22 protein-coding genes are annotated in these 23,260 nt (G+C 39.6%); 15 read left to right on the top strand and 7 right to left on the bottom strand.

The annotated features are described in order from the left end of the window. Positions 1-165: 165 nt before the first annotated feature. Both serA and B879_RS02185 read right to left on the bottom strand, forming a co-directional pair. Positions 166-2,058 carry a phosphoglycerate dehydrogenase gene (serA, locus tag B879_RS02190; RefSeq protein ID WP_009183497.1) on the bottom strand — a complete coding sequence of 631 codons (1,893 nt, stop codon included), beginning with the start codon at positions 2,056-2,058 and terminating at the stop codon, positions 166-168. 250 nt (positions 2,059-2,308) lie between these two features. Then, positions 2,309-3,160: a DUF2911 domain-containing protein gene (locus tag B879_RS02185; protein WP_009183496.1), complete on the bottom strand. Its 852-nt coding sequence runs from the start codon at positions 3,158-3,160 to the stop codon at positions 2,309-2,311. A 158-nt stretch (positions 3,161-3,318) separates the two neighbouring features. Between B879_RS02185 and B879_RS02180 the strand changes: the two genes are divergently transcribed. Further along, complete coding sequence (locus B879_RS02180) at positions 3,319-4,239, top strand: 2-hydroxyacid dehydrogenase (protein ID WP_009183495.1); 921 nt, start codon at positions 3,319-3,321, stop codon at positions 4,237-4,239. Between the two features lie 11 nt (positions 4,240-4,250). Continuing rightward, positions 4,251-5,096, top strand: coding sequence for a universal stress protein (locus tag B879_RS02175; protein ID WP_009183494.1), 846 nt, complete (start codon positions 4,251-4,253; stop codon positions 5,094-5,096). Here B879_RS02175 and B879_RS02170 read toward each other — a convergent pair. Further along, positions 5,093-5,812 carry a tetratricopeptide repeat protein gene (locus tag B879_RS02170; protein ID WP_009183493.1) on the bottom strand — a complete coding sequence of 240 codons (720 nt, stop codon included), beginning with the start codon at positions 5,810-5,812 and terminating at the stop codon, positions 5,093-5,095. The two genes, B879_RS02175 and B879_RS02170, sit on opposite strands and share 4 nt — an antisense overlap. A 127-nt stretch (positions 5,813-5,939) precedes the next feature. Between B879_RS02170 and holA the strand changes: the two genes are divergently transcribed. From holA to trmB, 9 genes are all read left to right on the top strand, one after another. Then, the gene (gene holA, locus B879_RS02165; protein ID WP_009183492.1) at positions 5,940-6,962 is read left to right on the top strand and encodes a DNA polymerase III subunit delta; all 1,023 of its coding nucleotides are present in this window, start codon (positions 5,940-5,942) and stop codon (positions 6,960-6,962) included. 18 nt (positions 6,963-6,980) lie between these two features. Next, a complete protein-coding gene (locus tag B879_RS02160) occupies positions 6,981-9,968 on the top strand; it encodes a tetratricopeptide repeat protein (RefSeq protein ID WP_040400124.1) in 2,988 nt (995 codons plus the stop codon). Beyond that, the gene (locus tag B879_RS02155; protein ID WP_083847918.1) at positions 9,968-11,668 is read left to right on the top strand and encodes a TonB-dependent receptor; all 1,701 of its coding nucleotides are present in this window, start codon (positions 9,968-9,970) and stop codon (positions 11,666-11,668) included. The genes B879_RS02160 and B879_RS02155 overlap by 1 nt, the downstream gene beginning before the upstream one ends. Positions 11,669-11,764: 96 nt before the next feature. Next, a complete protein-coding gene (locus B879_RS02150) occupies positions 11,765-12,520 on the top strand; it encodes an SPOR domain-containing protein (protein ID WP_009183489.1) in 756 nt (251 codons plus the stop codon). 2 nt (positions 12,521-12,522) lie between these two features. Beyond that, positions 12,523-13,212 (top strand): MotA/TolQ/ExbB proton channel family protein, encoded by a 690-nt coding sequence (locus B879_RS02145; protein WP_009183488.1) that lies wholly within the window; start codon positions 12,523-12,525, stop codon positions 13,210-13,212. A 2-nt stretch (positions 13,213-13,214) separates the two neighbouring features. Next, positions 13,215-13,607: an ExbD/TolR family protein gene (locus B879_RS02140; RefSeq protein WP_009183487.1), complete on the top strand. Its 393-nt coding sequence runs from the start codon at positions 13,215-13,217 to the stop codon at positions 13,605-13,607. Position 13,608: 1 nt separating this feature from the next. Then, on the top strand, positions 13,609-14,568 hold the full coding sequence (locus B879_RS02135) for a hypothetical protein (RefSeq protein WP_009183486.1): 960 nt from the start codon (positions 13,609-13,611) through the stop codon (positions 14,566-14,568). Positions 14,569-14,572: 4 nt separating this feature from the next. Then, on the top strand, positions 14,573-15,862 hold the full coding sequence (locus tag B879_RS02130; protein ID WP_009183485.1) for a bifunctional folylpolyglutamate synthase/dihydrofolate synthase: 1,290 nt from the start codon (positions 14,573-14,575) through the stop codon (positions 15,860-15,862). 2 nt (positions 15,863-15,864) lie between these two features. Further along, positions 15,865-16,524, top strand: coding sequence for a tRNA (guanosine(46)-N7)-methyltransferase TrmB (gene trmB / locus B879_RS02125; RefSeq protein ID WP_009183484.1), 660 nt, complete (start codon positions 15,865-15,867; stop codon positions 16,522-16,524). On the opposite strand, the gene B879_RS02120 is transcribed toward trmB, so the two are convergent. The 3 genes from B879_RS02120 to B879_RS02110 all read right to left on the bottom strand — a co-directional run bounded on the left by B879_RS02120 (position 16,517) and on the right by B879_RS02110 (position 18,247). Continuing rightward, positions 16,517-16,975, bottom strand: coding sequence for an RES family NAD+ phosphorylase (locus B879_RS02120; RefSeq protein WP_009183483.1), 459 nt, complete (start codon positions 16,973-16,975; stop codon positions 16,517-16,519). The two genes, trmB and B879_RS02120, sit on opposite strands and share 8 nt — an antisense overlap. Continuing rightward, positions 16,975-17,409, bottom strand: coding sequence for an Xre family toxin-antitoxin system antitoxin (locus tag B879_RS02115; protein ID WP_009183482.1), 435 nt, complete (start codon positions 17,407-17,409; stop codon positions 16,975-16,977). Before B879_RS02115 ends, B879_RS02120 begins: the two co-directional genes overlap by 1 nt. A gap of 61 nt (positions 17,410-17,470) precedes the next feature. Continuing rightward, positions 17,471-18,247: a hypothetical protein gene (locus tag B879_RS02110; protein WP_009183481.1), complete on the bottom strand. Its 777-nt coding sequence runs from the start codon at positions 18,245-18,247 to the stop codon at positions 17,471-17,473. A 112-nt stretch (positions 18,248-18,359) separates the two neighbouring features. Between B879_RS02110 and B879_RS02105 the strand changes: the two genes are divergently transcribed. Continuing rightward, positions 18,360-20,648 carry a S9 family peptidase gene (locus B879_RS02105; RefSeq protein WP_009183480.1) on the top strand — a complete coding sequence of 763 codons (2,289 nt, stop codon included), beginning with the start codon at positions 18,360-18,362 and terminating at the stop codon, positions 20,646-20,648. Here B879_RS02105 and B879_RS02100 read toward each other — a convergent pair. Beyond that, positions 20,645-21,148 carry a GNAT family N-acetyltransferase gene (locus tag B879_RS02100; RefSeq protein WP_009183479.1) on the bottom strand — a complete coding sequence of 168 codons (504 nt, stop codon included), beginning with the start codon at positions 21,146-21,148 and terminating at the stop codon, positions 20,645-20,647. The two genes, B879_RS02105 and B879_RS02100, sit on opposite strands and share 4 nt — an antisense overlap. Positions 21,149-21,270: 122 nt before the next feature. Between B879_RS02100 and B879_RS02095 the strand changes: the two genes are divergently transcribed. Genes B879_RS02095 through B879_RS02085 form a run of 3 tightly spaced genes read left to right on the top strand, consistent with a single transcriptional unit; the run spans position 21,271 to position 23,260 of the window. Beyond that, entirely contained in the window at positions 21,271-21,651 is a 381-nt protein-coding gene (locus tag B879_RS02095; RefSeq protein WP_009183478.1) for a hypothetical protein, read from the top strand. Beyond that, on the top strand, positions 21,645-22,517 hold the full coding sequence (locus tag B879_RS02090) for an MlaE family ABC transporter permease (protein WP_009183477.1): 873 nt from the start codon (positions 21,645-21,647) through the stop codon (positions 22,515-22,517). The genes B879_RS02095 and B879_RS02090 overlap by 7 nt, the downstream gene beginning before the upstream one ends. Positions 22,518-22,519: 2 nt before the next feature. After that, positions 22,520-23,260 carry an ABC transporter ATP-binding protein gene (locus tag B879_RS02085; protein WP_009183476.1) on the top strand — a complete coding sequence of 247 codons (741 nt, stop codon included), beginning with the start codon at positions 22,520-22,522 and terminating at the stop codon, positions 23,258-23,260.

The raw sequence follows: 23,260 nt of genomic DNA, 5'->3' as shown, positions 1-23,260 counted from the left end.
AGTGGAGAAGGATAAGCAGTAAAATAATTTTGGTACCTAAGTCCATAAGGTCTTGCTATTTACATAATGTTATTAAAACTGGTTAAAAAATAAAATGCTTTTTGGATGGGTGGCTTAAAAATGAAAAAAGCAGTGGTTTTTCCACTGCTTTAGTACAACATTATGTTAATACAACACCCTGAACCTGATGGTGCCTGGTATATTTTTCATGGCATCGATGACTTCCGGCGAATAAGCTTTGTCGATATCAGTGATCACATATCCTATATCTTCGTTTGTTTTTAGGTATTGGCCTACAATATTGATTTCATGCTTGGCCAGACATTGGTTGATTTTTGCCATTACCCCAGGCTCATTTTGATGGATATGGATCAATCTGTGGGCATCTTTTAAGAATGGCAATTGGATGTTCGGGAAATTCACAGAGTTGTATGTATTCCCTGTATTGATGTATTCCATGATTTTGCCAGGAACAAATTTTGCAATATTTACCTGGGCTTCTGAAGTAGAACCACCAATATGTGGTGTCAAGATGGTATTTCTGGTCCCAATGATTTCAGAAACAAACGGTTCACTGTTGTTTTTGGGTTCCTCTGGAAAAACATCCACTGCAGCCCCGGCAATATGTCCACTGTCCAAAGCGTCTTTTAATGCTTTTATATCCACTACATGGCCACGGCTGAGATTAAGCAAATAAGAACCTTTTTTCATCAAGACTATTTTTGTGGCATCAATCAGGTTTTTATTTTCCTTTCTTCCATCCACATGTAGACTGATCACGTCGCAGGTAAGCAGTAATTCTTCCAATGATTCTAATTTGGTGGCATTCCCCAAGGCCAATTTTTCAATGACATCGTAATAGTACACATCCATGCCCATGTTTTCAGCCAATACCGACAATTGTGCTCCTATATTACCATATCCGATGATCCCTAATTTCTTTCCCCGGATTTCATAACTGCCAGTAGCAGATTTATCCCATTTTCCCTGGTGCATTCCTAAACTCTTATCATGGAAGTTTCTCATGAGGAAAATGATTTCTGCAATGGCCATCTCTACCACTGACCTTGTGTTGCTAAATGGAGCATTGAAAACAGCAATGCCTTTTTTGGTACAGGTATCCAAATCGATCTGATTGGTTCCAATACAAAATGCGCCTATGGAAATCAGTCTATTGGCATTTTCCAAGACTTTTTTTGTCACATTGGTTTTTGACCTAATGCCTAGGATACTGACATTTTTTATCTTTTCCGCCAACTCTTCCTCGGAAAGAGCAGAGGAGATTTCTTCCACATTGTATCCTTCTTGCTTCATTAATTCGACCCCTACAGGATGAATGTTTTCCAGAAGCAGGACATTGATTCGGCTTTTTGGGTAAGAGAATTTCTTGTTCATTTTATTCACATAGAGTATTTCATCCAGACTGGGTGCGATATGGTCTGCTTTGGCCGTCACTTTGGATCTTGCCACATTTTCAGTAAAGGCATAAAATTTATTGGCCAATCCTGAAGCTTTAATTTCATAATCCGTGTAACCATCTCCAATGACATAAATGTCTCCTTCCAAATTTAACCTTTTGATGGTTTCGGATTTTCCACCATTCTTGGAAAGTACATTCTCCCTATTGAAATCAATGATTTTACCTGATGCATCATATATGAAATCATTGGCAAAGACATTTTCAGGTTTGATGCCATACTCTTCCACAATGGGAGAGATAAAGTCCCTGAACCCATTGGAAATAATAATGATATCCCCTGCATTTTCTTCCAAGAACTCCTTGTTTCTTTTGAAAGACTTTGAAACTTTTGACTTAAGCGTCTCTACCAATGCTTCAATCTGAGCTTTGGAAGCTTCGAGAATTTCAAGCCTTTGCTCTAAACTTTGGCGGAAATTCAATGATCCATCCATACCCTTATCGGTAATGTCTTTGATAGCCTGAAGCTTTTCTGCTTTGTTGGGATCATTTTTCAAACTGATTTCACCCAACACGTCCAATGCTTCCACTTGGGTAAATGTACTGTCAAAGTCAATGATGAATTTTTTGTTGCTGGCCATTACTGTTATTGAAGTTTTTGTTAATTGAGTTCAAAATTAAATATTTATTAAAGATTTACCCCTTTCATTGAACAAAATACTTTTGTGATTTTAGGCACTTAGCGAATTAAATCGATTGTATGGTATTTAAACCCAAATATGCTGAAGTATTTTTTCTTTCGGGCTAAGCAAATGATCGGAGCGTAGGTGTTAAAAAAGAAAAAGTGGCCAGTAATGGACCACTTTTCCCTAATTTAAATTTTAACTAATCTTATCGAATAGACCTGATCAACCTTTCATTCAAACCCACATAATCAGGGTTTTTGGCTTCTCTCGCCATTTCCATAGATTTTTGCGCACTTTCAATCGCTTCTTTTTTCTTGCCTAATCCTAATTCTATCTTGGCTTTTAAATGCATGGTCCAGTATTTAGGGTCATCATCAACCGATTTAGTGATCCACTCATAAGCCTGATTCAGGTCTTTGTTGTTGGTAAAATAGTAGTTGGCCGCCTGGTAATATAGCCCTGGGTTTTGAGGTTGTTGATCAATGACCAACTCTTGGATCTGAGACATCACAATATCATCCACTTCGGTTTCAATCCTGAATTTTACCCTGGTGTTTTCCCACTTGATGGCTAAGGAGGCTCCTGTATCAGTCATATCTAGAAAATTGATTTCCATGGTCTCATAACGTTGGCCTGTTTTTCCTGGCTTGACCATAAAGCGCATCAGATCATCTGATTGATCATAGCCTACGGCCCCCCAAAGTTTGGTGTTGGAAGAGATAATGATAGTCCAAAGATTTTTTCCCGGAATGGAATACAGGGCATAAGTACCTGCTGGAAGCTTGTTGCCTTCGATATTGACCTCTGTGGAAAATGTAAGTAGTGTTGCTGCATTAGCCCCTGTCCTCCACACCTGACCGAAGGGAACCAATTCGCCGAAAATTTTTCTTCCTTTCATACTCGGTCTACTATATTCCACCGTAACATCGGTCAAGCCAACTTTTTGACTGATCTGTGCGGCTGGACTGGCCTGAGGCATCTGAATCTGCTGTGCCTGTACCAATGAAACCCAAAAAAGGAAAAATATTGGCAGTAATAATTTGGCTTTGTTTTTCATGTTTGAATTTTGTTGTAAGTTTTATGTTATTTGAAGTCTTTATTTTGAATTTTAAAGTATTCTTTTAATTTTGTCTATATACCTTTTTGGATTTGTTTGAGATCAATCCAAATTAGTTAACTAATTTTAAACCATAAATTCTGATTTATTTAAACGCAATGGGGATCGCCATTATTTCACCTAGTAGAGATACTACTGTTTGGGTCAAAAATATAAGAAAATTAGATAAAAATATTGAAATACAGGTTTTTCCTGATATTCAAGATTATTTGTCTGTGGATGCAGTTATTTTATGGCAGCATCCTAAGGGGATATTGGATAAATTCCCTAACCTAAAATTGATTTGTTCTATGGGAGCTGGGGTGGATCATATCCTCAGTGATCATAGCATTAAAAAGAGTATCCCTATTACCAGGATAGTTGATGAAAAGTTGACTTTTTCCATGACCAATTATGTTTTGATGGGTATACTGAATTTTCATAGGCAGATTGATCGCTATAAATCAGATCAAAAAAATAAGATTTGGGACATGTCCAATCCCGAAATCCCCATTGTTGTTGGTATAATGGGAGTGGGGGAGCTGGGCGGTGATGTCATCCAAAAACTTCAATTATTAGGAATTAATGTGGCAGGTCTTGGGTATTCCCCAAAGGAAAACTTGACCTATCCATATTACGATAAAAGTAGAACTGCTGAGTTTCTATCAGCTATCAATGTATTGGTATGTATGCTGCCCCTTACTCCGGACACAGAAGGCGTCTTGAATAAGGACTTATTTCAAAAATGTAAAAAAGGAACTTACCTGATCAATGTGGCGAGGGGTAAGCACTTGGTAGAAGAAGACCTCATTCCAGCTATTGAAAATGGATACCTATCAGGTGCTTTATTGGATGTTTTTCATCAAGAACCTTTACCCCAAGATCATCCATTTTGGAATAGGGAAGAGATTACGATTACCCCCCATATTGCCAGTGTAACCAATCCTGATGCTGCTGCTCCACAGATAATTGAAAATTATAACCGTATCATTCATCAAAAACCTTTATTGAATCAAATTGATAGAAATAAGGGATATTAAACCCAAATATCATGGCCAATCCTTTTAAAATTCTCTGTCCGACAGACTTTTCAGAATGCTCGCTGAATGCCATTGAATATGCCGCTAAACTGGGAGAACAGTACCAAGCAGAATTGGTCCTGTTTCATGTCCCTGATAAGGAAGATTATCAAAAATTGGCCGCAGGAGATGTATTTGCAAATGATCAATACGCTTTTATCAAAAAGAAACTCGATAATCTGGTAAAAACTGTTTCCGATGAAAGTCTTTCAAAAGGACTAAAGTCCTGCAAGGGTATGGTAAAGGAGGGGAAAGCAGTAAAAACCATATTAGATTATGCTGCAGAGATTTATGCAGACCTCATAGTTATGGGTACGGAAGGAATCAACGAATTCAAACAGAACTATGTAGGTACCAGAAGTAGTAAAGTGGTGGAGCAGGCAGAAATAGATGTGCTCATTATTCCAAGAAGGGTATATTTTAAACCTCCAAGAAAACTGGTCTATGCTACCGACTACCTTGAAGAAGATAAAATTGCCATTCAAAAGGTTGTGGAATTGGCCAGGTTTTTTGACAGTGAAATTGACATCGTGCATGTAAGTTCCAAGGAAAAAGCCATAGATAAAGCATTACATATCTCTATGGTACAGGAGATGGAACCTTTTATCAAATATGAAAAGGTAAATTATGTCCTTAAATCATACAGAGATGAACCTGGATTGGGTCTTGAAAATTATCTGATTACTGCTAGAGGTGACTTATTGGTGACACTAAGTAAAAAGAAGTCCTGGTTTGAACAGATATTTACTAAAAATTTATCCAGGAAAATGTCTTATTTTATCAATAAGCCTCTTTTGGTATTAAAAAGGGCCGATTAAGCCCTTTTCTTAAAACCGGATTTGATAAAATCCACAAATTCTTGTTGGATATCTTTATCTGTAAACACACTCTTAAGCGTACTTAAGTATTGGGAAAAACTTAATTTTTTTTCACTGGCATCTGCATACTGTTCAACAGCGGGATTGCCTATTTTAGGTAAGTCATTGACTAAATCAGATTCAATATTTTCTTTATTGTTTATGGAAGGTTGGTAACCCACCAAATCATCCGCTTTTTTAAAGCTTTTCTTGGATTTTGACATGTAGCCTAACTTCTCTTCAATAAGACCTTTGTTATTGTATGCAACAGCATCTTCCGCATCTAATTCAATGGCTTTTTCATAATCTTCAATGGCCCCCTTGTAATCTCCCAAACGATCCTTTAAATATGCCCTGCTTGAATAGCGGTATGGATTCAATGGTTCCAGGTTCAATGCCCTATCCAACTCCTCCATCGCTTCCTCATTCCTTTTCAGCAAATGAAGAACAACTGCCCGGTCACTGATATAGGTAGGGTTGAAAGGCTCGAGGCTAATCAAGTAATCAAAATCATTAAGAGCCATATCAAAATTGCCCATACGGCTACTTACTCTTGCCCTAAAAAAAATATACTCCGTATTACTTTTTTCCGCTGAAACGCATATATTAATCTGTTCAAGTGCTTGTTCGAACTTCCCTTCTTTAAAATAACTTACTGATAATTCAAATGCTTTCACTGTTTTTTCCTTGGTTTAACTATTATACAAAAATATCGGATATAAAGTTTAAAAATATATGGCATCAAAAATACTTGCCCCTTTTCCTGATTTGATTTCTTTATATATTTGAAACTAAATCATAGATATGGCCAGCAAAGCAGAAGACGTACTCAAAGATTTAAAGTCAGGCAAGTATGCCCCCATATATTTTTTACAGGGAGAAGAACCCTTTTACATTGATAGCATCAGTGATTATATAGAGAAAAATGCGATCCCAGAACATGAGAAAGGCTTTAATCAAGTAGTGATGTACGGTAAGGATGTCATGATGGAAACTGTATTAAGCAATGCAAGAAGGTTTCCCATGATGGCTGAAAGGCAGGTGGTAATCGTTAAAGAAGCGCAAAACATTCCTAATCTTGGTAAAGAAGAAGGAGATGCCCTCTTAATGAACTACCTGCAGAATCCCTTGCCAAGTACCATCCTTGTTTTTGCACATAAGTATAAAAAATTGGATGGCAGGAAACCCTTAGCAAAAGAATTGGACAAAAAGGCCATCTTGGTAAATGCTGAAAAATTACGGGATTATCAGGTGCCTGCTTGGATTGAAGCTTATGTCAAAGCACAAGGCCATCATATTGAATCCGCCACAGCCGCTTTTCTAGCTGAAAGTATAGGCAACAATTTAGAGGTAATTGCCAATGAAACAGCAAAAATCTTCATCAATTACACAGAGCCTACTACGGTCACCAAGGATTTGGTTCAGAAATATGTGGGTATCAATAAAGAATACAACAACTTTGAGCTATTGAAAGCTATTGGGTTTAAGGATGTGCTAAGGGCCAATAAAATCATCCATTATTTCTCCCAAAACCCTAAAAATAACCCATTGATTCCCTTGATCGCTTTGATGTACAATTACTTTGCAAAGATCGCGCTGGTCCATGCCAACAGCCGTTCCGGTGATGCGGAATTGGCAAAAATTACAGGTGTGAATCCATATTTTTTAAAAGAATACAGGACTGCGGCAAAAAACTATCATTTAGGCAAGGTTATTGATTGTTTTGCCTATATTCATGAAGCAGATTTGCATTCCAAAGGAGTTGATGCCGGTGGAAAGGATGATGCAGAAATACTCCGGGAAATGATATTTAAAATCATGCATTAATCGTTGTAGCTTTTAACTATGAAAAAAAGCCTCTATTTGCTTTTGCTAAGTGGCATGAGCATGACAGTATTTGGTCAGTCCAGCCTCTATCAAACCGGAACAGCCAAATCCTTGGATGAAAATTTTGAACTTTATCAAAAAGAACTTTTTGGCGCTTCAAAATATGGATTTGAAAAATTAAAAAGTCTGGAAGCGGATACTGAACCCAAAATAATGGCAGATCTTTATCATGCCTTATCTGCAATGAAAGTGGAAGACCCTGCTTCCTCTGATTTGGTATATTATTTCATCCGTAAATACCCTGATCATCCCACTACAAATTATGCAGCTCACATGCTGGGTAACTTCTTTTTTGAAAGGCGGAATTACAGGGAGGCTATTCAGGCTTTTCAGAAAGTAAACCTGAATAGGATAGATTTTGAACAAGGTTCAGAAATAAATTTTAAAATCGCCTATGCTTACTTACAGCTAAAGGATCAATCCAACGCTTTGAGGTATTTTAATGCTGTAAAATCCCAGCCCAACCAATACAAAGCAGATGCCCATTATTATGCCGGTTTCATTTACATGGAACAGGGTAACTACAGTCAGGCCATCATGGATTTTCAAGAGGCCGATAAATCCAGTTTTTATGCCAATAAAGTTCCTTACATGCTGGCTGGCGCTTATTACAAGCAGGCCATGTACACCGAACTGATCAATTATGCTGAACCGGTTTTGGCAAATAGAAGAAACTTGGACAGGAGGGAAGAAATTCACCTTTATCTGGCAGAGGCCTATTTTGAAAAAAGAGATTTTGCCAAGGCAGCCTCAAATTATGATGCCTTTGTCAATGCCAGAAGGGGAGAGTTGAGCCGTGCACAGATTTACAAAGCCGGCATCGCGCAGTTTGAAATTCAGAATTATCAAAGAGCAACCGATTATTTCAAGGTTGCTGCCGTAGAAAGCGATGAAATTGGTCAGGTTTCAAGTTATTACCTGGGACATGCTTATCTGAAACTGAATAATCCACAGTTTGCTATCAATAGCTTCAATGCCGCCTATAAAGGTAATGCCAATACAGCCATTAAGGAAGATGCATTGGTCAATTATGCCAAAGTGAACCTCGAAAGGGGAAGTTTTCAGGAGGCGGTCAATGCCCTTGATACCTATTTGAGCAACTATCCAAATGGAAGGTATGCAAGAGAGGCTGAGGGCTTATTAACTGATGCATTAATCAATACCAGCAATTATCTCAGGGCTATAGAATTGATTGAAAAAATGCCAAGTAAGTCAGAAAGGATAAGGGCAGCCTATCAAAAAATCACATTCTACCAGGGCATTGTTTATTACCGGGATAAGAGGTTTGATTTAGCCCCGACTTATTTTGATAAATCGATCAATACCCCCATAGATCGGGATATGGTGTTAGAAGCCATGTTTTGGAAAGGGGAAAATTTTGCAGCCAAAGGAGATTTGCCACAGGCCATCAGGGCTTACGAAACCTTGCAAAACCAAAGACCAAAAAACAATCATCCTTTTTTGATCAAGTCCTATTATGGACTAGGTTATGCCTATTTCAACACTGAACAGTACGCAAAAGCAGAAACACAATTCAGGAATTATGTGGATAGGCGACAGTCAATTGAGGACAGAGGAAATTACGACGAAGCATTGGTCAGGCTTGGAGACACCTATTATGTTCAGAAAAAATTTGTTGAAGCCCAGACTACCTTCCAAAAGGCAATTGCAGAAAACAATGAATTTATTGATTATGCTTTGTTTAGAAGTGGGGTTGTCTATAACTTTCAGAATAGAAATAATGAAGCCATTGGACAGCTGAACCAGCTGATCAATAATTACCCTTCAAGTTTGCATTTGGAAGATGCCATTTTTCAGAAAGCCCAGATCAATATGGAAGAAATGCGGTATGCAGAAGCCAGGGATGGGTTAACCCGGTTGATCAATACCCGGCCAAATAGCCCTTTTGTTCCTTTTGCACTGGAAGGTAGGGCAGTGGCCAATTTCTCCCAACAGAATTATGACGCTACCATTGATGACTACAAGAGGATTTTGGAAAATCATCCCAACTCCTCCAATGCACAGTCTGCGCTGGTCGGTTTACAAGAATCACTTTCACTACAGGGAAGGTCAGCTGAATTCTCCCAATATGCTTCCAGGTATAGGTCTGCCAATCCTGATAACCGCAGCCTGCAAAATTTGGAATTTGAGTCTGCCAAGTCGCTTTACTTTTCCAATAGCTGGGATCAGTCCATACGTGCCTTTGAGGATTATTTAAGGAATTATCCTCAGGCGGCCAATAGGGCAGAAGCTGTATTTTTTATTGCAGAATCTCATTACAGGGCAGGAAGAATTCAAAATGCACTGGATTTCTTCTATCAGATTGATAGGGAAAGGGAATCACCTCAAAGGTTGAGAGCTGTTCAAAGAATTGCCTCCATAGAGTTGGAAAACAGAAATTTCAGCAAGGCGCTTCCATACCTACGGGAATCTGCTACCAACGCACGAAATCAGATCGAGAAATATGAAAGCTATAGTGGTCTGATGCAGGTACATTACGAAATGACGGCTTTTGATTCTGCCATCCATTATGCGGACAGGGTGATTGCCCTGGGAAGTGTGACAGGTGACGCCATTCCCGAGGCTATGCTGCTCAAAGCCAAAGCTTATCAGAAGTCCAACCGGGTGGATGATGCAGAGGAAACCTTAAGGGATTTAATCAACGCCTACAAGACTATCCATGGGGCAGAAGGACTGTTCCTGCTGGCAGAATCCCATCATAAACGTAGAAGTTTTGTGCAAAGCAACGATGTTATTTTCGATTTTTCAGGCCCTTACAGTTCCTATGATTATTGGTATGGTCGAAGCTTTATCCTTTTGGCTGAAAATTACATCCAACTTGGTGAGGAGTTTCAGGCAAGAGCTACTTTAGAATCTATCGTTGAACGTGCCACCCATCCCGAAATCAAAAAAATGGCGCAAGATAAATTGTCAACACTCAATTAATGTCCAGAGTTATGTTTAAAATTGTCAATATTCAGCAGCATACCTTAAAGCTACTTTTATTGCTTGTCTTCTCTGGATTTACCACGATACTTCAAGCCCAACAGGCAGGGGAGGTGAGAGATCAGGAATTTATTATCAGAAAAGACAGGGTGCTAACCTTGCCTCAAAAACCAAGGAGATTTGAAATTATTCCGGTATTACCGACACCAAAATCTACGGCAAGCTTTAATTATACGGTCCAATCTTATTTCTTATCCCTTCCTCCAGAGGCCATCCGTCCGGAAGCGGCGCAAAAGCAATGGCCAAGGAAACAAGAGGAAATCTACCCTGGATTTGTTCGCTTGGGTTATGGTAATTATGCTTCTCCATTGTTGGATGCCAGGTACAACTTTACGGAGGAGGAAGATTATGATTTTGGAGTAAGGTTGATGCATGAAGGTTTTTATACTGGACCGGTAGACGGGAGTAACTCAGCAGAAAATTTTACCCAATTCAATTTGGATGGGACCTTGTTTAAGGATTTCTTTCAGGTGTATGGAGGGGTAGATTATGACAGACACCATTTTAATTTTTATGGTTATGATCCGGAGAATGTTCTTTTGGCCGATTTTATACCCAACCAAAACACCCTGAACACTTTCCGACTCAGGGCAGGGATTCAAAACCTTGAAAAAATGGAAAGTTTTAATTATGATGCAGGCTTTTTCATCAGGGCTTTTAATGATCGGTACTTGGCAAAAGAAACCGAATTAGGCGCCAAAGCTTTCGGTGATTTTTGGTTTGATGATTATTTGAGTACCGGTATCCATATGAATTTATCTCTAACCAGACCGGAAGATGAATTGTATATGGATATCAACAGAAACTACTTTAAGGTTAATCCTTTTGTACAGTATAGAAAGTCGGGAATGAGTATTGTGGCCGGAGCCAATATCATATTTGAAAATGATGTGACTTTCAATAAAAGGTCTGATTTTCATGTCTTTCCTAAAATAGACGCCCATTACATGTTGGCCGATGAATTTGGTATTTATGCCGGATTTGAAGGAGACGTCTTAAGAAAGACTTATATGGATTTTGTACAGGAAAACCCATTCCTAGGTCCAAGCGAAACCTTATTGAATACCATTCAAAATTTCCAGGCCAAAGCAGGGATAAAAGGGGTGCTCAATGACGAACTGAGCTATGAATTAGGGGCTGCTGTGGGAAGGTTTAGTAACATGCACTTTTTTGTCAATAGCACAGCTGATTCCTTGAGGTTTAATTTGGTATATGATGATGATACCCGCATGATCAATTACTCGACAAAGCTTGGATGGCATATTGGTAAAGTTTACCGTTTGGACGCAACAGCCAATTACTATTTTTACAACACCAATCAATTGGAAGCGGCCTTTTTGAGACCTGAGTGGGAATTATCCCTAAACAACAACATCATGCCGATGGATGAGTTACTCATTCAGCTCAATGCCAATATGATGGGAGGAATTCAAGGTTTGGTAAATTTTGGACCTGAAGAAGTTAACTTATCAAAGTTACCCATCATCATGGACATACAACTGAAGGCTGACTATAGGGTAAATGAAAGGTTTTCTGTTTTTGCAGTAGGTAATAATTTATTAAATCGACAAAACCAACGCTTTCTTAATTATCCGGTGAGGGGAATTCAGGGTGTGGGTGGAATCACCTTTAAATTTTAAGAAACTTTATGATAAGCTGGAAAAAACAGAACATGGCTTCCATTTGTCATTTGATTTAAATCTTTTAGTTTCGTGTAAAGTTTGAAATAAAACCATATGGCGGAAGAAAATAAAGATAGCTTATCTGAGCAAAATGAAAATGACTACGGTTTTCCTTTTGTTGAAGTAACGCCATTAAAGGCTAAAGCAGATCAAAAACCCTCAATAGAACAAGAAAACCTAGAGAAGCCGGTATCGGTTGCACGTGCCGAAACTAAGGAAGAGTTACCACAATTTGAAAAGCAGATCGTAGGAACTTCCTCAGAAAAAGGAAGAAAAAAATCACAATTGCCCCTTCAGTTTTCATTGGTCATGCTAATTTTGATCATTTTAGCTGCAATGGCATATTTCTTGTACTTTCTGCCGGAAACAGAAACAGTCCCAGTAATTACGGAAACTGTCGAAAGTAGTGAAGAAATGATACCAGAAGCAACTTCCGCACCATCGGAAGATCCAGTGGCAGAAAGGGAAGAAGAAGCATTGCAGGAAGAGGAAGAAACAAACATGGAAGAAATTATCAGTCCCTCACCTGTAAATGCTCAAACCTTCGGAGAGATTTTTCAGGTACGGCAAAGGTCTACCCCCATTCAGTATTACATCATTATTGCAAGTATGCCTTCAGAAGATTTGGCCATTGACAGGGCTGAGGAATTGCAAAGTGAAAATAGGGATGTTTGGGTTATTTATCCATACGGGGAAACAAGTAATTACCGATTATCAATTGGGAAATATACTGCTTTTGAAGAGGCTACCCAGGCCCTTGAAAACTTTAAAGCAGATTTTGGAGCATCAATCTGGATATTGAAATATTAAATATGATTCTAGCACAAATCAGTACTGAAGGCCAAATGATGGCCGATACACTTGCAGTAATGGAACCCGGTAGAGAAAGCATCGGGTTATTGGATCTCATGATCAAAGGGGGGTACATGATGATTCCGCTGTACATTTTGTTTGTATTGGCGATATTTATTTTTGTAGAAAAAGTCATTACATTAAGAAAGGCCGCCAAACCTTCAAAGCATCTTATGGATCAAATTAAAATTTTGGTTCAAGGTGGAAAAATTGATCAGGCCAAAATGCTATGCCAAGGGGATAATACACCTGTAGCAAATATGATCGCTAAGGGGCTAGAGAGAATTGGCAGTCCGCTGAAAAACATTGAGGTTTCCATCGAAAATGTGGGAAAAATTGAGATTTATAAGTTAGAGAAAAACTTGGGAATATTAGCAACTGTGGCCGGAGCAGCCCCTATGATCGGCTTCTTGGGTACTGTAGCAGGTATGATCAGGGCATTTATCGGCGTAGCTCAGGAGGAAGGGATGGTTTCTCCAAAATTACTTTCCACTGGTATCTATGAAGCGATGATTACCACAGCTACAGGTTTGGTAGTAGGTATTATTGCATATTTAGGTTATAATTACCTTGTCACACAAGTTTCCAAGCTTATTCACAGTATGGAATATACCTCTGTGGAGTTTATTGACTTATTACAGGATAAATAAAAATGGGATTACAATCCAAACATAAAGTTGATGCAGCCTTCAGCATGTCTTCCATGACAGATATTATATTTCTGTTGTTGATATTCTTCATGTTGACCTCATCTTTTATCACCCCGTCTGGTCTACCTGTGAACCTGCCTTCCAGTGAAACCTCTGACATTGTCATGCAGGAAATCACCGTTACGGTAACCAAAGACCTCAAGTTTTCCGTTAATGATAGGGTAGTGTCCAGGGATCAGATTAAATCTGAGTTGACTGCTTTGTTGCAGAATCAAAAAGGACAAGTAGTACTACATATCGACAAAGAGGTACCAGTAGAATTTCTGGTTGAAATTGGCGGCATAGCCGCTGGTTTGGAGGCAAATGTTTCCATCGCCACAAAACCATATAAGTAATATGCAACTTTGGGAAATTGATAGTAGGGAAGCTGAAAACAAAAGGAAAGCCTTAATCATAACGATTTTGGTTAATATTCTTGTGTTGTTGGCCATCTATTTTATTGTGGTCTGGAGAGAGCAGGTTCCCCCTTTGCCCAAATATGGCATGGAGCTGAACCTTGGCTTTACAGATGTAGGCAGCGGAAATAACCAAACTACTGCCCCGCCTTCTGATGTACAGACCAATGTTATAGAGGCACCTGCTCCCGGAGAACAGGCACCTAGACCAACTGAATCGACTGTACCTGTTACGCAACCCAAAACGGAATCTGCCAGGCCAAAAACGTCGCCCACCCAAAGTACCTATGAGTCCCAATCAAAAGTTCCAAGTACGCTAAAGGCAAGTGAAAAACCAACACCATCCGTAAAGGAGCCGAGTCCAACCAAAAAGGAATCCACTACAGTAACCCAACCTGCTAATGCTGAGGCCGAAAAAACTACTACCCAAGCAGAAGAAAAACCCAAAGTAGATCAAAGGGCAATTTTCGGTGCAGGGGGAACTACCGGTACAGGCAGTCAACCGGCACAAGGATCTGCTCAGGGAAGTTCAACCCAAAAAGGGGATGAAGGTAAGCCAACTGGTACCGTTGATGGTAGGGCCTTAATGGGTTCAGGAACCGGGACAGGTGCACCCGGGCCGGCCTCTGGTTATAACCTGGAATTGGCAGGATGGGATTTTGCCTCAAGACCAAATATCCAAGATAAAGTATCCACTAGGAATGGACAGATTGTTTTTAATATTATTGTAGACGATACTGGAAAAGTGGTTCAAGCTACTCCAGATCAATATAATGTGAGCAACGATGTTCTTGCATATTACAGAACTGTTGTTACCCAAATCAGGTTCCAGCGAAAGTCTGGTGCAGTAACAGCTGATTATTCCAGGGGAAAAATCACTTTTATTATCAAAGTAGATTAAATCCATGACCTATCAGGAGACATTGGACTTCCTGTTCAATGCATTACCCATGTTTCAGCGTGTGGGCGCTTCGGCATTTAAAAAGGATCTTAGCAATACTTATGCTTTGTGCGAGTACCTGGGTCAGCCACAGCAGAAATTCAAAAGTATCCACGTAGCAGGAACAAACGGCAAAGGAAGCACTTCCCATGCCATTTGTTCCGTTCTGATGGAATCAGGCTATAAAGTAGGCCTTTATACATCTCCTCACCTCAAATCTTTTACGGAAAGAATTAAAATCAATGGCAGGGAAATTCCTGAAAACGAGGTAGTGGATTTCGTAGCAAAGCATAAACCATTTTTAGAAAAGCTTAAACCCAGCTTTTTTGAAATGACAGTGGCCATGGCCTTTTGGTATTTTGCCAAAGAAGAGGTTGACATTGCTGTTATTGAAGTAGGGATGGGAGGTCGCCTGGACAGTACCAATGTCATTACTCCAGAGGTAGCGGTCATTACCAATATCGGATTTGACCATATGCAGTTCTTAGGAGATACGTTGGAAAAAATAGCTGGTGAAAAAGCAGGCATCATTAAAAAAGAAGTACCTGTTGTTATCAGTACCCAACAGGAAGATACCAAAGAGGTGTTTGAAAAGATCGCATCTGTTCAACAGGCTCCGATTTACTTTGCTCAAAGTTCCTTTCAAATCAGACCTTTGGGAAATAATATTGGCCATAAACGCCAATTTGAAGCGCTCCACAACGGACTCAGGAAAAACATTACCTTGGACCTTTTGGGCAATTATCAGAGGGATAACCTCCCTGGAATCCTTCAAGCAATAGAAGTTCTGACAGAAAAAGGTTTTAAAATTTCAGAGGATCATATTTCCCAGGGTTTATCCCAAGTGATCAAAAATACAGGTTTAAAAGGGAGATGGCAGGTTTTGGGGGAGTCACCTTGGATCATTTGCGATACAGGGCACAATGAAGATGGCATCAAGTATATTTTAAATCAGATAAATGAATATACTTATAATCAATTGTTTATGATTATTGGTATGGTGAACGATAAGGATGTTTCTAAGGTTTTAAGTTTCTTTCCCAAAAATGCCCAATATGTATTTTGTCAGGCCAATATTCCAAGGGCCATGCCGGCAGAAGAGCTCTTCGTGAAGGCAAAAGAAGTAGGATTGGAAGGATTTGTCACCAAAGATGTAAATGAAGCCATGGAATGGGCTAAGAAAAAGGCAAGAAAAGAGGACTTAATATTCATCGGAGGCAGTACCTTTGTGGTCGCCGAAATCAAGGAATTATAAGCATGAGCAGAAAGAAACTGCAAAGGTTCAAAGAGAACGAAGATAATAGAAATGTAGTCCAACCAGGTAAAGAGATTTTTGAAAAGATCAAAGGCCAATGGAACAGTGTGCAGTTTGAAAATAACCATCCTATTGTAGTAGAATTGGCCTGTGGTAGGGGAGAGTTTACCGTAGGGCTTGCCCGACAATACCCAGATAAAAACTTTATTGGAGTAGATATTAAAGGTTCCCGTATCTGGAAGGGAAGCACCATAGCCATTACAGAAGGTTTGAATAATGTGGCTTTTTTAAGGACACAAATCCAGTTGTTGGATAAGTTTTTTGACCATGGTGAAATTTCTGAGCTTTGGATCACCTTTCCTGATCCCTTTCCGAGAGACGGGGACGAGAAAAGAAGATTGACCTCTCCCAGGTTTTTGGACATGTATAAACCATTGATCAAAGCGGATGGTATCGTACATTTCAAAACAGATAATACAGGACTGTTTGATTACACCCTTGATGTGGTAAAGCAAAGAGGAGATTGTGAGATCATACTCCATACCCATAATTTTTATGCATCTCCCTGGAAAGAGGAGCATCATGGTATTCAAACCAAATATGAAAAGCTGTTCAGTGAAAAAGGGGAGAAAATCAAATACCTGAAATTTCGGTTTAAATAGATCGATAAAGACGGGGATCAAAAATAAATGGACTTTGGTCAATGATCTTTACTTCCTTGAAATAAGTACTTAGAGGGTTTAGAACCAGGCTGTACTGGTCGTGTACGATCGAACTGGACACTTTGATGCCTAGGATATCCAAGTTTTGATAATAAGGTTCTGCCAATGCTTTTAGGCTTCTGGGACTTGGGTACTGGTACCAGTTGTCGGGTAGTTGCTCTTTTTTAAGAATTTGTATTTTTTCTTCCGGAATTTCCAACGTTAGCAATCGTAGATCAGGTTGGAGCATAGGTGGTAGGTGAACTACGATTTCAAGTAAAGCCAGGGCTGTATTTTCAGAAGTATACACCACAGCTCTGCCTTTTTTATTCCATCTTCCCCCTGCTATTGCAGCGCCTACACCGCTCAGGTCATTGGCATAGGTAGATTTTGTCAGTCGAAAAACCTGCATTAGCTGTACACACCGTATTCTATTCTATGCAATAAATCCCTGACTTTGGAGATGCCTTCCGGATAACTGATCACTTCCATGGGAGTAAGCCCACCTAAAGCGGTATTGGGTAATTCCATCCATTTGAAGAAATTCTCTTTGCTTCCTATAACTTCCTCCCCATGAAAGAACATATCTGTAGCCTCCAATAATTTGATGGCTTCTTGCTTGGGAAGGGATTTGTTTTCTTTGATTCTTCTGTACAAGGTGGGCTCTGAACTGGATAAGATGGCTGCTATCTGGGATAAACCCAATGAAAAGGCTTCCTTAAATTTAGACAAAAAGGATGCGGCCAGTCCCTGATTGGCAACAAGATAGATGTCCATAGGCTCCTCCATAATATTTTGGAACTTATCCTTGGTCAGTGTCTCAAATTTTTCGGAATAATTTTTCATATGATAAATTATTTTCTCAAATTTAAAATAAATTTCCTGGTTTTCAAATTTTTAAATATTTTTAATCAAAACCAGGTCTGATAAACTTGTAGGCATCTGGAAATTCTTCTTCCAGCATGTGCTTAATTTGTATTAATTTATCCAACATGGGAAGGATAAATTCTTCTTCCTCATTAGCCCAAAAAAGGATGCCCTGCCAGGCGATGATACTGTTTTGAATACAGATCAATGCTACTTTAGCTGTACCATTGTATCCACGTTCCTCTACAGGATAATCATCCCAAAAAGATTTATCTGCCAGGTAATTCAGTGCACTTTTACATTTTACAGGAATCATGGTCTGGTACCATTGGACAGACTCCAAATGTTTGATGACTTTTTCTAATGCTTCAATTTCTACTTGATCATTGATGCCTTCCGGTAAATTGCCAAGGAGCATTGGTCCAAAAACCGGATCCTGCCTTTTGCTTTTCACCCAGGCCATGCATTCCTTCATGTATGCCTCACTAAGGTCTGATAGGGGATGGATATCTATTTTAATCTGAGTAATCTGATGCTCATGCATGGCTTCCTCTTGTGCCTCTTCATCTTCCTCCTCCATTTCCTCAAAGTCCATGTCAAATTCCTCAGCTGCCTCACTGAGCATTTCCATGGTTTCCATCATTTTTTCCCTCATTTTCTCCATCTTTTCATCCTCATCAAGATCACTTTCCATGATGGCCCTGTCTTCCTGCTCCTGCGCAAAGAGGTAGCACCTGGAAGTCATATGACATCGTTCGCACCATTTGTCACACCAATTGTAAATACCGGGAATGTGGTTGGGATCAAATTGCTTCATGATTTTTCGGTTTTGTAAAATTCAGTTGATATAGCCTATTTTCCATTCAAACAAGATAAGATTAAAGTTATTAGATAATTGCATAATATCATGTCAATTAATCGGATAAGAAATGGGTAAAATTCAAGCTTTCTCCAAAAATTTTCAGATAGGTCTCATACTTTGGCTAAGTCTTGTTTATGGCATAGAGCTTCAAGCTCAGCAAGTTAGCGAAGATGTATACCGCAGGGCAGCTTACTTCCTCAGTGACAATATCCAAAAAGAAATTTTTCATCTGGAAGTTATTCCCAATTGGGTAGAAGGGTATAATGCATTTTGGCATCAAACTTATACTGAAGATGGAAAAAGACTTTTCCTTACTGATGTTGGCGAAAGGACAACAACTGAGGCCTTTAACCATAATGCTTTGGCAGCATTGATGAATGAATTAACTGATAACCAAATCGATGGACAGGACCTTCCCATCTCTCAGGTGAAATTTTTGTCATTGTCCCGCATTAGTTTTTCCTGGGATAACAGGTCTTGGCTTTATGATAAGGAAAATAATACGTTGAAATCATCAGAAGAACAAAAGAGGGAAAACCTTATTGGAGTTTCTCCTGATGGAAGGTGGAGGGCTTTTTCCAAAGACTTCAACCTTTTTCTTGAAAATTTGGAGACTGGAAAAGTAGAGCAATTGAGTTATCAGGGCAAAAAGGGTTTTGAGTACGCCAGCAGTTATGGCTGGAGTGACCTGATGAAAGGGGAGATGGGCAACAGACCGGAAAGGCTTTATGTTTCCTGGTCACCGGATTCCAAAAAACTATTTACCCAGATTGTAGACCTCCGTCTGGCAGAGAAAATGTATTTGTTGGACTTCAGTCAGGATGAAAAATTCAGGCCCGAACTGCTTTCTTATTATAGGGGTTCACCAGGTGATACAACAGTGGTCTATTACTTGCCCGTAATTTTCGAAGTTGAAAGTAAAAAGGAAACCATTATTCATGACCTAAAGGCTCCTCATTTCATGGGATTGAATTTCAGATGGAATAGAGCAGGTGAAACACTTTCAGGTATATTTTTCCAGCGAGGATATAAACAAATGGACTTCATTGAAATCAATGCACTTGATGGTTCCTATAGAAGTCTGTTTGTTGATCAATCGGATACCTTTGTGGAAAATACCCAACTCTTTCTTGAAATAGGGAAAGACCGATTCATCATTTCCTCAGAAAGATCGGGATACAAACACCTTTACCTGATAGATCGAACCAATGGCAAAATCATCCGTCAGGTAACCTTAGGAGACTTTGTTGTCACCAAAATTCACCATTGGGATGAAAAAGAAGATTGGCTTTATTTTGAAGCTACAGGTAGGGAAAAAGGAAGAAATCCATATTTCCCCCATTTGTATAAAGTCAAACTGAATGGTGCTGATCTGACACTCCTTACCCCTGAAGATGCCTATCATGACATTCAATTTGCTAAGGACAGGTATTATTTCGTTGATAATTATTCAAAAGTAGATCAACCCACGCATGCTGTATTGAGAGAATTGGAAACAGGAAAAGTCATCCTCGATATCTCCAAGGCGGATATCTCCAACCTGGTCAAAAGAGGTTATCAATTTCCTAAACAATTCTCCGCCAAAGCCAAAGATGGGAAAACAGAAATCCATGGGGTCTATTTTCTTCCCGGAGACTTTGATGCAGAAAAACGCTATCCGGTAATTGATTACACCTACACTGGACCACATACTGCTGTTACTCCCAAAACTTTCAAGGGAGCAGTGATGGGGCTGCAACAATCTTTTGCGGAACTGGGTTTTATTGTGGTTACTGTCGATGGTCTGGGAACTGCGGGTAGGGGAAAAACTTTCCAAAATTTTTCTTACAGGAATCTGGGGGACGGTACCACAGACCACGTTTTGGCCATTAAAGAATTAGCAGAGAAGGTTACCTTTCTGGATATCGATAGGGTAGGGATATTTGGACATTCAGCTGGGGGCTATGATGCAGCTAGGGCCATGCTATTACATCCCGAGTTTTACAAAGTGGGGGTAGCCTCAGCTGCAGACCATGATCATCGCATGGAAAAAGCTTGGTGGCCTGAGATGTATATGGGGTATCCCGTTGGTGAATTCTACCACGCTCAATCCAATGTCACCAATGCGTCTAATTTAAAGGGTAGGCTGCTGCTGGCACATGGTGGTATAGATGAGAATGTTAACCCTTCTGCAACTTACAAATTGGCGGAAGCCCTGATCAACGCAGGTAAGGATTTTGATCTATTCATCTGGCCAAGTAGAAACCATAGTTTTGGTAGGACCAATGGTGATTATTTTACCAAAAAGCGATGGGATTATTTTATCCAATATTTGCAGGGTAAGGAGCCACTACTGCATTATGACAGATGGTATTAGGTAATTTTCATTTCCATCACCACATCATCCATCACAAATCCATTGCCTATGTCTATGACCTCTCGGAAATCTTCATAGAAACCTATTTTTGAATAGAAGTCAATAGCGGTTTGGTTGTATTTGTTCACGTTCAAAAACAAGTGGGTATCTCCGTTTTTTTGGGCGGTTTGGGCAACTTCCTGAATAAGTTTTTTACCCACTCCCTTGCCCTGTGTCTCGGGCAGGATATAAATCTTATGAATTTTGGTTTTTGAAGAATCTTTGGCATGAAGTTCATACGCGCAAAAACCCAGGCTTTTTTCACCTTCATTAGCAAGCAAAAATACATGTCCTTTTTCGAGAACCTGTTGCTCAAGGGCCTCAAGCTGATACATCCATTCCAACATGTAATCGATCTGCTCTTGTGTCAGGATATTGGCAAAAGTCTGGGGCCATGTTTTTAGGGCTATTTCCCTTACTTTTTGTAATTCTGAAAGATTGGCTTGGGTAATACGGATCATTTTGCTTCCTAATTTGCTTCCCGAAACTAATCAATTCCTGAAATCTTTGTCTGTCTTTTTTCACCATTGGTTTTTATGTTCTTTTGCTTTACTTTTTTAGAAGCGAAAACCCAAAACAGCACATGAAGTTAAGCTACTTCCTGGTCTTTTACATTAGTCTGATCGGCTGTGGTAAAAAAGATCTTGTTCAAACAAAATCTTGGGGCAGTGAGGCACCCATCTATACCACCTATGCCGCTGCACTCAATATTTTCCGTCCCGGAAGCCCCGAATGGGTAGAGGAGGATTACAGATTTTTTGGTCGAACATTAAGGGTATTGAGGGAAAATCACAATAACTTCATTTCTTTTGATTTTACACCCCTATATCCGACCCTAGAAGATGGGTGGTACGCACAGGGCGGTCCAAGGGAAACAACCCACTACAGGCAAATGTTGCTACGGGTTACGCCTGGTTTTGAAAGAAATGAAACAGTTGGCTTTAGATGTGTAGTAGAATGGTAAGGCTAAAACTGATTTTTATCATCTTTTTGATTGATATTGGTTTGTATTATTCTTATGTTAATTGGTCTAATTTGAGTAAAATAAAAGCTAAAGTGTTCAAAATCTTAAATATCAAAAGTGATTTCCTGAATGAAATTGGAGATATAAGCCGATTTTCTGCCAGGTTTTTCAGGGAAGTAATCAAACCCAAGCAAGAGTGGGAGGAGTTTATCAATCAATGCTTTTGGGTAGGTTATAAAACACTGACCTTGGTAGGGATTACGGCTTTTATCATGGGACTGGTCTTGACCATTCAGTCCAGGCCCACCTTGGTTGAGTTTGGTGCCGAAGCCATGCTGCCAGCTATGGTGGCGGTTTCATTGGTAAGAGAAATTTCTCCTGTTATCACAGCTTTGATTTGTGCCGGAAAGATCGGATCGGGAATGGGGGCGGAATTGGGATCTATGCGGGTGACGGAGCAAATAGATGCCATGGAGGTTTCTGGGACCAACCCATTTAAATATTTGATTGTGACGAGGGTATTGGCCACTACCATTATGGTACCAGTGCTTGCGAGTGTCGCCAATGCAGTTTCCCTGTATGGAGGTTATCTGGGAGCAAATTTAAGAGGGGATGTAAGCTGGAGTTTGTACTGGTTTCAGGTTTTTGATTCACTCAGCTTTGGGGATGTCGTGCCTTCTCTTATCAAAACTTTCTTCTTTGGATTTGCCATTGGCATTGTAGGTTGTTACAAGGGATTTTACTCTAAGAAAGGGACAGAAGGGGTAGGAAGGTCTGCGACCACCGCTGTAATTGTGGCTTCCTTATTGGTATTTATTATAGACTTGCTGGTTGTTCAAGTAACAGATATATTAGGATTGACCTGATTATGGAAAAGAGAACTCCGGTAGTAACAGTAGAGAACGTGAATAAGTCTTTTGGTGACAACCACGTATTAAGGGATTTCTCCATGAAGGTAGAAGCGGGAGAAAATTTGGTGATTCTTGGGAAATCAGGCTCTGGAAAATCTGTCCTGATCAAGTGTATCATTAAGTTGATTGAAACAGATTCCGGCAGTATTACAGTTTTGGGAAAGGATATTGATGCCCTGGGTGAAGACGAACTGAATAGATTACGGGCGGATATCGGCTTTCTTTTCCAAAGCAATGCCTTATATGATTCTATGACAGTAAAGGAAAACCTGCTTTTTCCTTTAAGAAGACATTGGAGCAAGGAAGATAGGGAAAAAATGGCGGATGCTGCCATTTTAGAGGCTTTGGAAGATGTTGGATTGGCCCATACCATCAATATGATGCCTGCAGAGCTTTCAGGAGGCATGAGAAAAAGGATTGCCTTGGCCAGAACATTGATATTAAGACCCAAAGTAATCTTGTATGATGAGCCGACTACCGGTCTGGACCCGATTACCGGGAGAGAAATTTCCCAGCTGATGATAGATGTTCAAAAAAAATACAATGCTACGTCCATTGTGATTTCGCATGATCTGAATTGCATCAAAATGATTGCTAATAGAATGATCATGTTAATAAATGGAAAGAACTATGCCTCAGGAACTTTCCATGAGTTAGAGGCTGCTACTGATTCTAAAATTAAAGAGTTTTTCGAATAG

The organism is Cecembia lonarensis LW9, from assembly GCF_000298295.1.
GTDB classification, from domain to species: domain Bacteria; phylum Bacteroidota; class Bacteroidia; order Cytophagales; family Cyclobacteriaceae; genus Cecembia; species Cecembia lonarensis.
Note: the sequence above shows the minus strand (reverse complement) of the source record. Positions and strands in the feature narration are given on the sequence as shown.

Excerpts from the sequence above, each read along its gene's own strand:
- trmB (WP_009183484.1), top strand. The coding sequence starts at position 15,865 with ATGAGCAGAAAGAAACTGCAAAGGTTCAAAGAGAACGAAGATAATAGA.
- B879_RS02090 (WP_009183477.1), top strand. The coding sequence starts at position 21,645 with ATGGTAAGGCTAAAACTGATTTTTATCATCTTTTTGATTGATATTGGT.
- B879_RS02130 (WP_009183485.1), top strand. The coding sequence starts at position 14,573 with ATGACCTATCAGGAGACATTGGACTTCCTGTTCAATGCATTACCCATG.
- serA (WP_009183497.1), bottom strand. The coding sequence starts at position 2,058 with ATGGCCAGCAACAAAAAATTCATCATTGACTTTGACAGTACATTTACC.
- B879_RS02160 (WP_040400124.1), top strand. The coding sequence starts at position 6,981 with ATGAAAAAAAGCCTCTATTTGCTTTTGCTAAGTGGCATGAGCATGACA.
- B879_RS02185 (WP_009183496.1), bottom strand. The coding sequence starts at position 3,160 with ATGAAAAACAAAGCCAAATTATTACTGCCAATATTTTTCCTTTTTTGG.
- B879_RS02140 (WP_009183487.1), top strand. The coding sequence starts at position 13,215 with ATGGGATTACAATCCAAACATAAAGTTGATGCAGCCTTCAGCATGTCT.
- B879_RS02135 (WP_009183486.1), top strand. The coding sequence starts at position 13,609 with ATGCAACTTTGGGAAATTGATAGTAGGGAAGCTGAAAACAAAAGGAAA.
- B879_RS02105 (WP_009183480.1), top strand. The coding sequence starts at position 18,360 with ATGGGTAAAATTCAAGCTTTCTCCAAAAATTTTCAGATAGGTCTCATA.
- B879_RS02100 (WP_009183479.1), bottom strand. The coding sequence starts at position 21,148 with ATGATCCGTATTACCCAAGCCAATCTTTCAGAATTACAAAAAGTAAGG.
- B879_RS02115 (WP_009183482.1), bottom strand. The coding sequence starts at position 17,409 with ATGAAAAATTATTCCGAAAAATTTGAGACACTGACCAAGGATAAGTTC.
- B879_RS02150 (WP_009183489.1), top strand. The coding sequence starts at position 11,765 with ATGGCGGAAGAAAATAAAGATAGCTTATCTGAGCAAAATGAAAATGAC.
- B879_RS02085 (WP_009183476.1), top strand. The coding sequence starts at position 22,520 with ATGGAAAAGAGAACTCCGGTAGTAACAGTAGAGAACGTGAATAAGTCT.
- holA (WP_009183492.1), top strand. The coding sequence starts at position 5,940 with ATGGCCAGCAAAGCAGAAGACGTACTCAAAGATTTAAAGTCAGGCAAG.
- B879_RS02145 (WP_009183488.1), top strand. The coding sequence starts at position 12,523 with ATGATTCTAGCACAAATCAGTACTGAAGGCCAAATGATGGCCGATACA.
- B879_RS02095 (WP_009183478.1), top strand. The coding sequence starts at position 21,271 with ATGAAGTTAAGCTACTTCCTGGTCTTTTACATTAGTCTGATCGGCTGT.
- B879_RS02155 (WP_083847918.1), top strand. The coding sequence starts at position 9,968 with ATGTCCAGAGTTATGTTTAAAATTGTCAATATTCAGCAGCATACCTTA.
- B879_RS02180 (WP_009183495.1), top strand. The coding sequence starts at position 3,319 with ATGGGGATCGCCATTATTTCACCTAGTAGAGATACTACTGTTTGGGTC.
- B879_RS02120 (WP_009183483.1), bottom strand. The coding sequence starts at position 16,975 with ATGCAGGTTTTTCGACTGACAAAATCTACCTATGCCAATGACCTGAGC.
- B879_RS02110 (WP_009183481.1), bottom strand. The coding sequence starts at position 18,247 with ATGAAGCAATTTGATCCCAACCACATTCCCGGTATTTACAATTGGTGT.
- B879_RS02175 (WP_009183494.1), top strand. The coding sequence starts at position 4,251 with ATGGCCAATCCTTTTAAAATTCTCTGTCCGACAGACTTTTCAGAATGC.